Source organism: Staphylococcus sp. MSU001, assembly GCF_052976705.1.
The window spans coordinates 1-11,440 of the sequence record NZ_JBRIKK010000033.1 but is presented as its reverse complement, the minus strand read 5'-3'; the positions used below and the strand labels follow the sequence as shown (position 1 = coordinate 11,440).

Here is an 11,440-nt window from a genome sequence, read left to right as displayed (position 1 = left end):
CAAATAAAAAGGCCACACAAAGTTGACTAAAAATGTCAGTCTTTGTGTGGCCTTTAGCTATATGTACTTACCTATTATACAAGTCTTTTTTATTTTAAGAACAGATGAATAACAAAATAAATAATTGCTGCTAAAATAGCTGAGATAGGTAAAGTAATCACCCATGTTACAACCATACGTTGAGCAGTGCTCCATTTAACACCTTTCGCACGATTTGAAGCACCTACACCTAGAATAGATGAAGACACAACGTGTGTAGTAGATAATGGGAAATGTAATGATGACGCTACGAAAATCGTTAATGCTGAAGAAATATCAGCGGCTGCTCCGTTAGCAGGTCTAATTTTCATAATATTTCCGCCGACAGTTTTGATGATTTTCCAACCACCTACCGCTGTACCTAATCCCATAGCTGTTGCACATGCAACTTTAACCCATACTTGAGGTTCAACATTATTACCATCTTGTAAATTACCTACAATTAAAGCTAATGTAATAATCCCCATAGATTTCTGAGCATCATTTGTACCATGTGAGAATGATTGTAATGCTGCAGTAAAGATTTGGAAAAACCTAAAATTACGATTAGTACGTGTTAAATTTGAATTTTTAAAAACGATTTTAACAATCGTATACATCATATAACCTACACAAAAAGCTATGATTGGTGAAATGATTAATACGATAATAATCTTTGTAAAACCTTGATAGTGTAATACTGCAAATGAACCTTGCGATGCAATGGCTGCACCCGCTATAGAACCGATTAGTGCGTGAGAAGATGAACTTGGTATTCCATACAACCAAGTGATCAAATTCCAAATAATGGCAGCAATAATAGCTGCTAACACAACAACTAAACCATGTTGTAATTTGAATGGATCAACGATATCTTTTGTAATAGTTCCAGCAACACCTGTGAAGGTCAATGCCCCAATAAAGTTCATGACTGCTGCTAATAAAATAGCTCTTCTTGGTGTTAATGCTCGAGTAGAAACCGCAGTAGCTACAGCATTAGCTGTATCATGGAAACCATTGATAAAGTCAAATATTAATGAAAATATAACTATAGCTATCGTGACAATTAAAATATATGACATAAATAAAGACTCCCTTAGCTATTTTTCATGATTATAGTTTCAAAATTATTAGCAACAGCTTGACACTTATCTGCTATTTCTTCCATGCTTTGATAAATATCTTTTATTTTAATTAATGTGATTGGATCTGTTTCACTATTGAAGATGTGTTTCATCGACTGTCTTAAGATACCGTCGCAATTTGTCTCAAATTCTTTAATATTAATAGAATGAATGCGCATGTGAGATAACTTTTTGTCTACAAGTAATCCTACAGCTAGCTTCATTTCGGCAACTGCTTTTTGTATGTTTTCTACAAATTCAGCCATGTACTCATCCGTATATTCAATTGAATACATTTCAAACATTGCTGATGTCTCTTCCATAGCATCTAGAACATCATCTATTGCATTGCATAAAGATAAGATATCTTCACGTTCAATTGGTGTAATGAATGTTTGGTTGAGATCAGAAATAACTTGATGCATAAGTTCGTCACCATGTGACTCATACGTTTTAATATTATCAGAATAAGCTTTCAAATCTAAATGTGTATTGAAATCCATTTTGCCGAATTCAATAGCTGCACGGTCTAGATTGAATACCATTTCTTCTAATTGAACCATGAACTTATCCTTTTTCTTACTAAACATTAAAAATCCTCCATTTTGAGCGATTGTCATCAATCACATTATTAAATTTTATTTGTGTAAGACAAGTAGTTGAGGAACTGATTTACAATTATTATAAAAAGTAACTAGCAATTCTTATATTGTAAAAATTGTGTAAATTTAATATATAGTTATCATTTATTGATGTTCGCCAACATCCAGCTTTGTCCCTACTTGAAAATATCACAAAATTTACATAACTACAATTCTATTTACAAATTCTTAACAAACTAGATATTAAATTTTTACATAAGCGTCTCATGGCTTATTAAAAATGATGAGCGATAAAATTATGTAAACACTTTTATCCACTACAACTTTAAAATAACGATTTATTAAATCAATTTCAAATATTAATTGTAATTTTTATTCAATTTAATAAAGCGACACTTTAATCACTTGTTATTTTCAATGATTAAAGTGTCGCTTCGTATTGTTCGTTGGAGTTTTGAAAATATATTAAAGTCTATAAATTAAATAACACAAATTCAATAAGTATAAATTTATATCGAATGTTTAATTGTTCTTTTAGAATGATTATAAGCTATAATAGCAAATACTGCATAAGTTGCTGTATAAACCGCCATAACTATAAAAATAGGTATTTGATTTGTCACATTCATTAAATGCATATAAGCAAGTGAAGCAAAATATGCATGCAGTAAAGCAATAATTAAAGGTAAACCAAAATTAAATATTACCTTAAGTTTCAAACCTTTAGACATATCTTGATGCGTAAATCCTAGCTTACGAAGAATCGTGTAATTCTCAAGTTCGTCTTCCGTTTCATCAATCTGTTTAATGTAAATTATACATCCTGCTGCGATTAAAAATGTAATTCCTAAAAACGATGTCACGAATAATAAAATACCAGTTAAACTAGAAATTTCACTTGCCGCTTCACTTCTTGTTTCTATATCTTCATTGATACTACTAACTAATTGTTCTAATTCTGGTAAATCATTTTTATTTTTAAGATCAAAACCATATTGGGAAACAATATTCTTTTCTTTTATATGTTCTCTAATTTTTTGATAATCTTCATCATTTAAAATAAGTGTCGGTCTACCACGATCGACATCAGACATAAAATAGACTTTATTTATCCCTTTTCTCAAACTTACTTTTAAACGAAACTTCTTACTTCCTACATAAGCCGTCCCTTTTTTGTCTGTTTTAACAACATCTTTGAGAGATCCTCTAGGTATAATAATATCTGTCTGCCCTTTTTTCGTACTTACATTTGGAATATATTTATCACTCGTTACTGTGATTTCTTTCGGTCTATATACGCCTTCGCTAAAAAGATGATCTTTATAAACTTTTGCATATACGACCTCTTTATAATTATAGTAATGTTCAATATTACGATTATTTAATTTAAAAGCAAGTTCATTTGCTTGTCTCTGATTCTTTAACGTAACATCATGTGGTGAACTCAGTAACACTTCATTTGTTAACGTACTACGACTTAACGCCGCAAAACATAATACAGAAACGGTTATTGCTGACACAACAGTCATTATAGTTAAAGAAAATGCATTCTTCTTTACACGATATATAATAGGTGATGTGAACATAACATCTGTGACACTTACCGTTCCATTTCTCAACCGCTGTATCGCTTTAAATATCAATGAAACTGTACTTCTAAAGAAAAAATATGATCCTATAACAGTTAAAAATAAAATAGCAAACGGTTGAATAATTGTTTCTACGTTATCTACTAATTTAGTCGACATTATATAACCACTAACTATCATAATAATCCCTAGCACACCTAATACAACTTCACCAAGTGTTGTGCGCGTATGACTGAACTCTTTTTTGTTTACATCAGATGCTAACTCTTTAATAGAACGTTTAAGCAAATATACATAGCTTTGAAAGACTATAAGTACGTATGACACAGCTATTAATAATAACGTTTCTAAAATGGCATGATAATTAAAGATAATAGAAACACTCACGTTGATTCCTAATAATCGCAATACAATCATGAGTAAAATTTTCGAACCAAAGATTCCCAATATGATACCTACAATAGTTGTCATCATAAATGTCATCAATTGCTCCAACATAATCATTTTCATGATATCTTTCTTTGTTAGACCAATGATTTGTAATAACGATAGTTCACGCCCTCGTCTTTTCAAAAATAAAAAATTAGCATAAAGCAAAAAGACCACAATAATGATAAATAAAAAATAACTTCCTACTTGTGAGCCTTCTTTGATGACAGGGAACGACTGATTACCGTGTAAATGGTGTGCATATTTTAAAGTTACAAAACTAAAATATAATACAACGCTGATAACAAGAGATAATAAATAAATAGCATAGTGCGTCACATTTTGTTTAAAATTTTTGAAGATAATTTCATTAAAGCTCATAATTGATGCCACCAAGTACACTTTGCGTTCTTATAATTTCTTTATAAAACGTTTGTTTATCATCATCACCTTGATACAACTCAGTAAAGATTTGTCCATCCTTTAACATCACAACACGGTTTGAAAAACTAGCCGCTACTGGATCATGTGTCACCATAAGTATAGTTGTGTTAAATTCCTCATTCATATATTTAAGACGCTTAAGTAAATCTAGTGTACTTTTAGAATCTAAAGCACCTGTAGGCTCATCAGCAAATATAATTGAAGGTAAATTAATAAATGCCCTTGCGGCTGAGGTACGTTGACGCTGTCCACCTGATAACTCTGATGGATATTTATCACTAATATCACTAATATTCAAAGCCTCTACTATACGTTGATAACGTTCATGCATGATTTGTTTATCTAACTTTTGAACTGATAGTGGAAGCATGATATTTTCTTTAACTGTTAAGGTATTTAAAATATTATAATCTTGAAAAATAAATCCAATATCTTTTTTTCTAATATCAGATAATTGCTTATTAGATAACTTCTCAAGTTGTTTCCCATTGATTGTAATAGATCCTTTAGTCATATAATCAATCGAACTGAGTACATTTAATAAAGTTGTCTTTCCTGAACCAGAAGGTCCCATGATTGATATAAACTCACCTTCATCAACATCTAAATTAATTTCTTTCAAAACTTCTTGGAAAGCTTGCTTATCACCATAAACTTTTGACAACTGCCTTACCTCTAATATCGACAAATAATCACTCCTGTCATACTTCAATCAAATTATCTTTTACGAAGACAAACTTAATGTAGACTATCATATCTTCTTTAATTTACATCATTTATTATATCGATTATTAATTACACTTGTGATAATAGTAAGTAACAAAACGCACGTTTAAAATGACAATCTTGTAACCTTAGACATGCGCTCAATGATTTCATTTTGTTGTGGGAAAATGAAATAAAACGTTGTTCCTTTCCCCACTATTGAATCAACTTTAACTTCAATCCCAAGTTGTTCTTTCACGCTTTGTACAAGGTATAATCCCATACCAGAAGACGCTGTGTCGTTGCGGTCTGTTGTAGAAGTAAATCCTCTATCAAATATACGTGGTAAATCTCTCTGACTAATTCCACGACCGTAGTCTTTAATTTTTAAAACGACATGTCCTTCTATGGTATAACCGCTCAAATTTATTGTAGAATTATCACTATATTTTAAAGAGTTAGACAGAACTTGTCTAATCATCATACGGCACCATTTAACATCTGTATAAACCTTTTGTTCTTCTTTAAAGTCTAATTCAAAACCTATCCCTTTTGCCTGACTGATATGTCGAGTAACTTGTATTTCATCTATAACCATTCTTTTTAATGAAATATAATCAAAATACATATCACGATGCTGTGATTCAAGCCTTGTTAAATATAATTGCTTATCTAACATTTCATTAATACGAGACCATTCAAATAATAACGCTCGCTTACGCTGATCATCACTTTCTTGATCTATCAATAATTTCATAGCCGTAACAGGTGTTTTTATATCATGAACAAACTCTGTAATTGTTTGTTCATGATTTTTAATTTGTAATTGTTGTTCGACTACTTTCTCTTTTTGAGCGGTTATATGACGATATAGATAATCTATGACTTGTTGTTGGAATGGGGTTTCTGCCAAATCTTTATGCTTAATTTCTTCAATTTCTTTATCTTCATAAAAATGTTTAGATAGACGGACTTCTTTAACAAACGTAAATAATAAGAAAAGTATACTCGAGCCTATGTTTAATATCACTATATAAAAAACACTCTCAACTGAAATCTCATAATCTATGTAGGCAACACCTAATAAAATAATGTTGAGAAATAATATCCACAAGATCCAGTTACTACGAGATTTTATAAAAAACCAAAACCATCGAAAATTATTCATGAGCTAAGTATCCTTTACCAACTTTGGTTTCTATTGCGCTATCCATGTCAATTTCTGATAATTTTTTTCTTAATCTATTAACATTAACTGTTAAAGTATTATCACTAACAAAAGCCTCATCATCCCACAAAGCAGTAATGAGAGTGTCTCGTGTCACAATTTGATTACGTTTATTGATTAACATCTCTAAAATAATCATCTCTGTTTTAGACAAAAAGATAGTTTTATCATCTTTTTGAATACTATCTTTTGATAAATCCACAGTAGCGTCTTGCCAACTTAATGTTCGCTTTTCTTCAACTCCAAATTCATAAACACGTCTATATATAGCTTGTAACTTAGCAATTAAGACGTTTGTATAAAATGGTTTTTGCATATAATCGTCTGCCCCAAGTTCCATACTCATCACTTGATCCATTGGATTATCTCTTGATGATAAAAACAAAATAGGAACGTTCGACTGTTGTCTCATTTTTCGACACCAATAAAACCCATCGTATTTCGGTAATTGAACATCTAAAATAACAATTTCTGGATTAAATGTCTCAAATGTCTCCATCACATGACTAAAATCCTCGACACCAGCGACATTAAAATCCCATTGTTCTAATTCCTTTTTTAATTCTTGAAAAAGCGTATTATCGTCTTCGACTAATAATATTTGCATAACGAATCACCTAATATATTATTTAGTATATTTAATCTTCTCACCTGATTGAATGCGCCCTTGATAATGCTTAATTCTACAATCAATTTCAAAGCCTCTCATAAGAAGTCCTTGAATCGGTGCTTGTACGAAATAGTAAATTGGCCAAAATAATCTAGGGATATAATCGTATAAATGAACCATAATTAAACGTGTTCCTTTAAGAAGTCTAAATTCTAATTTTGCTTGCTTCTTTAATTTTGGTTTCATCAATTTACCACCAATAAGATGTAATGTAATTATATCTTCTGTTGTATTAATCATTTTGAAAATAGCTAAAGGGCTTTTAATGTTCTTATTGTAAATGATGTAGTGATGACCTTGTTTTTGAGTATGTACAAAAGTTCCTTTTGTCTCATCTAACCATCTACTAAAATAATCTACAAGTTGATTGAGCGTCCATTTCTTCGGTAAAATCATCTTCATCGCTGTTCGAACATCATCATATTTAGCTGTTTGTAATTCTACGTTAATATGAGGACGTTTCACTTCAACATCCGTACAATCAACTGGTACTCCATAAGCGCCTAAACGTTCAATGGCTTCATTATCATGACGGCTCCCTGGAATATACACAATCTTTTTCAGCTTATTTATTGATGCAGCTCTACCAAAATTATCTGCCGCTATAAAGTTTAAATCTCGTGCTGTTGCATGTGTTAATTTAGCAGAATGTTTAGTTGGATCTAAATAATATACCGCAATGTCTATACCTTCCATAGCTTCAACTACATCTTTGTAATTATATATATCACGTTTTAACCATGTGATTTTGTTCGTAGATCCTTTATCAGGTTTGGGATATTTAGATAAAGCATATAATTGAGCATCATGTTCAATGACTCGACTTAAATATCTACCAATATAGCCGGTGCCACCTGCTAACAATACTTTAGGCTTCATAAATATCAGCTCCTAAACTTTCTTTTAGATAATTTTATATCAAGCGTAATTAAGTAAAGTGTATTATAATAAGGAAGACAATTGATTTAACAAAACAGGAGTGTTGATATGACACATCTCATTCGTGAAATTAGTATTAAAGACGTTGAAAACTTTATCAGTCTATTAAGCCAAATATATGATGAATCAGAATTTACATTCTACAATCCAGGTGAATATTCACCAACGATATCTTCCGCAAGTCAACACTTAGAAAAATACATCACCTCACCTACCAAAGCGATATATGTCGCTGAAAGTGATGAGCAACTTGTTGGATACGTATTTGTTAATACTGAAACCTATGAACGTACACAGCACGAAGCTGTCGTGTACCTTGGAGTTAGAGAATATTACCAACATCAAGGTATTGGACAAGCACTTATCAATAGAATTGAAGCATGGGCTTTAAATCATCATATTCGACGTATTGAAGCTACGGTTGTTACTGAAAACATTAACGCAATAGAATTGTTTAAAGGCATGGGCTTTCAAATCGAAGGTGAACTTAAAGATAAGCTTTTTATAAACCAAAAATATTATAACGAATATGTAATGGCTAAAATATTAAATTAACTAAGTATGTCACTATAAATTTTACCACATATTTAAAATATTAAATAATATCATCATACGTCTTTCATATTGAGGCGTATTTTAATTATCTTTACTACTTATAAGTTTAAGATTATTTATTCTTTATTTATTATGAATCTACTCCATCATCGTTTCGTATATCTTTAAATTATTCTTAAACTACTTTAATTTCAAAATCAAATCTATACTGTTTAGTCATAAAAACGCACCCCAAAAGCTAAATTTAGTCTTGCTTTTGGGGTGCACATTATTGTCTTGAGAATTTCAATATGTTATGCGTCGATGACTGAATTAAAAAATTATATCAAGCTTACTTTATCAATAATTCAGAGTAGAATTTCTTACAGAAATTACAAAGATAACAACTTTAGGATTGTTTGATGCTGATAGTGATTGTACATTAAATATGAATGATATCTCTTTAATATAGTTATGATATTTAATTATGCAATCGTATTCTTCCAACATATACAGTACTTCTCGCAATGACGTACCTTAATGCACAAAGCATTAATAAACTTAAGAATCAAAAGGGTATAAGGATACTTCATTAGTATTTTGAGTTGGCTGATTTTGTGATGACTCGTTACTCTCCACTCCAGAAGATGATGTATTTCGACTTAAAAATAACAGCACTTTTTTGATATTTTCTTTTGATTCCGGTTTATCTAGATGAAATTGATATTGATGATGTAAGTGGTGCGAACCATCATAGAATAATGTATCTACTGGTATATTTTCTGCTTTCAAACCTTGTGCAAATTCTTTATTTTGACTGTAAAATGGATCAGCGTCACCAACCGAAAGAAATGTCGGCGGGTATTCATGAGTCACTTGATTGAGCGTTGACATTTGAGATAAGTTTTTAAAATCTGTTTCCCAATGACTTGTTCCGGTATAACTTTTCATAAATAATTGTATTCTTGGAAACTCGGTTGCTCTAACCGTTTTCATATTATAAAAACCACCAAAAAATACAGCAGCCTTTATTTGTGAAGGCTTGAACTGCTGTTCAAAATGCATTTCATCTCTTAAGTCTTCATTGGTTTGCATAGCTACATATTGACTGGTTAACTGAGCACCAGCAGAGTCTCCCCCAATAACAACTTGATCAAAATCAATAGGTAACTCATGCTTATTCTCTTTTACAAACTTTACAGCTTGATTGAGTTGTACTAGCGGCGTGGGATATTTATATTGTGGAGCTAGCGCATAATTTACGTTGACAATGATGTATCCTTGTTCTGCAATTCTTGACAATAATTGATTTTTATATTGTTTGTCTCCAGCGATAAATCCTCCACCATGCATCCAAAAAATTACCGGTAATTTCGTATCATTACTCATATCTGCTGGGGTAATAATGTCTAATTTGCTGTTGGGCATACCTTTACCATATGAGATATCTCTATATAATTTTACATTTTTGTTATTAATTTGAACATTTGTCTTGCTCTTCTGTTTATCATGAACATGGTTATAATGACTCTTCAAATTAAAAGCCAATATAAGTGAGACAACAAGTATGATTAGTGTTGTTATCCATATCCATTTTAGCTTTTTTTTCATCATGGCTAACCCTTTCAAATAATTACTCTACTTGTCTTGCTATTAATATAATAAAACAAATATCGATATAATTAAACAAAGGGGTAGGACAGAATCCATTTTGATGAATTCGAAGTCCCACCCCTCAAAGCTGACTCAATTTAGAAATATTTTATATAAGCGTGCATCTTTAACTTAGTCAACTCGGATGAACATATTTACTTGTTCATGTATTTTTTAACCTTAACCTTTTCACGATTAAAATAAACTTTTTAATCATAAAAGTGTGAAGCAATGACTACGCGATATGCTCTTCATCATCTTTTTTACGTTTATAATATTTAATCAACACTGCTACTACAATAAATAATCCGACAATACCCATAAATTTGTATAAAACATTGATTAAATCAGCGAATCCTACGAAACTTAAAATAAATGCCATCACCATCATGATAACAATGAATATATGGTATTTTTTACTATAAGGTTCTGTGAAACGCGCTGCAAAAGAATAACAAAGACCTAAAATTGTGTTGTACATCACAGCTAACATAATGACTGTGAGTACAAGACCTAACCAAGGATGTATACCTTTCGCTAGGTTAAGCGTAGGTATTGCTACATCTTTAATTTTTGAATATTCTGTTTGAAGTGAGAAGTTAATTAACGCAAGTAAGATAGCGTATAGCACACCACCAAACATTGCTCCTGCACCTGAAACTCTTCGCTTAGAAGCATCACCGCCGATAGCTACTATCGTACTAAATCCTACAGCAAATGCTAATCCTCCGTATACTAATCCCCAAAAGATACCTTTCCAAGCACTCGTTTCAGGCATAGCACTGTTTACTTCCCCTAATGAAATACTACCTGTAAATAGGTAGAACACAGCAATAAGAATAACCATTATGATTAAAAATGGTGTAACTATTCCTAAAGCTCTTACAATTTTATTAAAATCTAATAATAATGTTAAGTAAATCAAAACTGTCATGATTAATGCGCCTAACCAAGTAGGAATTCCAAAACTTTGCTCAAAAGTAGAACCTGATCCGGCTATCATAGTGACAGCTATACCAAATAAGAAAAAGACAAGAATATAATCAAAAACTTTACTAAATTTTTTTCCAAACACATATTGCAATGTGGACTCGTGATTTTTCGCTTCAAATGCAGTACCTATCTTAGCTACTTGTCTTCCTATGAATCCAAGTATAAATCCTGAGATAATCACTCCAATATATGACCATAAACCAAATGGTGTGAAAAATTGCATCACTTCTTGTCCTGTTGAAAATCCTGCGCCGACAACAATGCCGACATAGGCAAAACCAATTTTTATAGCTTCTTTATTCAGCCCCATGTGAATATTTACCTCCTTAGAGTTTGCACAGTGAGCATTATAACGTACTGACTTTTTATTGCAACCCTAAAAAAATGTATAAATTTAGCTATTCTGTATTTTTAATCATTTTAGAAAACGATTTTTCGGACTTCAATATAAACAAAATGCATAATCAATCGTAATCATGAATAAAAAAATAGTCGCAAAAGTTTCAATAAAC

General features: G+C 31.2%; 10 protein-coding genes. 1 reads left to right on the top strand and 9 read right to left on the bottom strand.

Features of this window, described 5'->3' with window-relative positions:
* Positions 1 to 89: 89 nt before the first annotated feature.
* The 7 genes from ACVBFA_RS11290 to graX form a co-directional block, all read right to left on the bottom strand.
* Positions 90 to 1,100 carry an inorganic phosphate transporter gene (locus ACVBFA_RS11290; RefSeq protein WP_002475912.1) on the bottom strand — a complete coding sequence of 337 codons (1,011 nt, stop codon included), beginning with the start codon at positions 1,098 to 1,100 and terminating at the stop codon, positions 90 to 92.
* 14 nt (positions 1,101 to 1,114) lie between these two features.
* Complete coding sequence (locus ACVBFA_RS11285) at positions 1,115 to 1,732, bottom strand: DUF47 domain-containing protein (RefSeq protein ID WP_002457534.1); 618 nt, start codon at positions 1,730 to 1,732, stop codon at positions 1,115 to 1,117.
* Positions 1,733 to 2,253: 521 nt separating this feature from the next.
* Entirely contained in the window at positions 2,254 to 4,143 is a 1,890-nt protein-coding gene (vraG, locus tag ACVBFA_RS11280; protein WP_002487613.1) for an ABC transporter permease VraG, read from the bottom strand.
* Positions 4,133 to 4,894 (bottom strand): ABC transporter ATP-binding protein VraF, encoded by a 762-nt coding sequence (gene vraF / locus ACVBFA_RS11275; protein ID WP_001833013.1) that lies wholly within the window; start codon positions 4,892 to 4,894, stop codon positions 4,133 to 4,135. Before vraF ends, vraG begins: the two co-directional genes overlap by 11 nt.
* Positions 4,895 to 5,038: 144 nt before the next feature.
* Positions 5,039 to 6,079, bottom strand: a complete 1,041-nt coding sequence (graS, locus tag ACVBFA_RS11270) for a histidine kinase GraS/ApsS (RefSeq protein WP_002500002.1) — start codon at positions 6,077 to 6,079, stop codon at positions 5,039 to 5,041.
* On the bottom strand, positions 6,072 to 6,746 hold the full coding sequence (gene graR, locus ACVBFA_RS11265; RefSeq protein WP_002445845.1) for a response regulator transcription factor GraR/ApsR: 675 nt from the start codon (positions 6,744 to 6,746) through the stop codon (positions 6,072 to 6,074). Before graR ends, graS begins: the two co-directional genes overlap by 8 nt.
* A gap of 18 nt (positions 6,747 to 6,764) precedes the next feature.
* Entirely contained in the window at positions 6,765 to 7,688 is a 924-nt protein-coding gene (gene graX, locus ACVBFA_RS11260; protein ID WP_002445844.1) for an auxiliary protein GraX/ApsX, read from the bottom strand.
* A gap of 108 nt (positions 7,689 to 7,796) precedes the next feature.
* Between graX and ACVBFA_RS11255 the strand changes: the two genes are divergently transcribed.
* Positions 7,797 to 8,303 carry a GNAT family N-acetyltransferase gene (locus ACVBFA_RS11255; protein WP_001832115.1) on the top strand — a complete coding sequence of 169 codons (507 nt, stop codon included), beginning with the start codon at positions 7,797 to 7,799 and terminating at the stop codon, positions 8,301 to 8,303.
* 540 nt (positions 8,304 to 8,843) lie between these two features.
* On the opposite strand, the gene ACVBFA_RS11250 is transcribed toward ACVBFA_RS11255, so the two are convergent.
* Complete coding sequence (locus tag ACVBFA_RS11250) at positions 8,844 to 9,893, bottom strand: alpha/beta hydrolase (RefSeq protein WP_002499293.1); 1,050 nt, start codon at positions 9,891 to 9,893, stop codon at positions 8,844 to 8,846.
* Positions 9,894 to 10,170: 277 nt separating this feature from the next.
* Positions 10,171 to 11,238: a YkvI family membrane protein gene (locus tag ACVBFA_RS11245; protein ID WP_002474354.1), complete on the bottom strand. Its 1,068-nt coding sequence runs from the start codon at positions 11,236 to 11,238 to the stop codon at positions 10,171 to 10,173.
* Between the last annotated feature and the right edge of the window lie 202 nt (positions 11,239 to 11,440).

Excerpts from the sequence above, each read along its gene's own strand:
- graS (WP_002500002.1), bottom strand. The coding sequence starts at position 6,079 with ATGAATAATTTTCGATGGTTTTGGTTTTTTATAAAATCTCGTAGTAAC.
- ACVBFA_RS11290 (WP_002475912.1), bottom strand. The coding sequence starts at position 1,100 with ATGTCATATATTTTAATTGTCACGATAGCTATAGTTATATTTTCATTA.
- ACVBFA_RS11250 (WP_002499293.1), bottom strand. The coding sequence starts at position 9,893 with ATGAAAAAAAAGCTAAAATGGATATGGATAACAACACTAATCATACTT.
- graR (WP_002445845.1), bottom strand. The coding sequence starts at position 6,746 with ATGCAAATATTATTAGTCGAAGACGATAATACGCTTTTTCAAGAATTA.
- ACVBFA_RS11255 (WP_001832115.1), top strand. The coding sequence starts at position 7,797 with ATGACACATCTCATTCGTGAAATTAGTATTAAAGACGTTGAAAACTTT.
- ACVBFA_RS11245 (WP_002474354.1), bottom strand. The coding sequence starts at position 11,238 with ATGGGGCTGAATAAAGAAGCTATAAAAATTGGTTTTGCCTATGTCGGC.
- vraG (WP_002487613.1), bottom strand. The coding sequence starts at position 4,143 with ATGAGCTTTAATGAAATTATCTTCAAAAATTTTAAACAAAATGTGACG.
- graX (WP_002445844.1), bottom strand. The coding sequence starts at position 7,688 with ATGAAGCCTAAAGTATTGTTAGCAGGTGGCACCGGCTATATTGGTAGA.
- ACVBFA_RS11285 (WP_002457534.1), bottom strand. The coding sequence starts at position 1,732 with ATGTTTAGTAAGAAAAAGGATAAGTTCATGGTTCAATTAGAAGAAATG.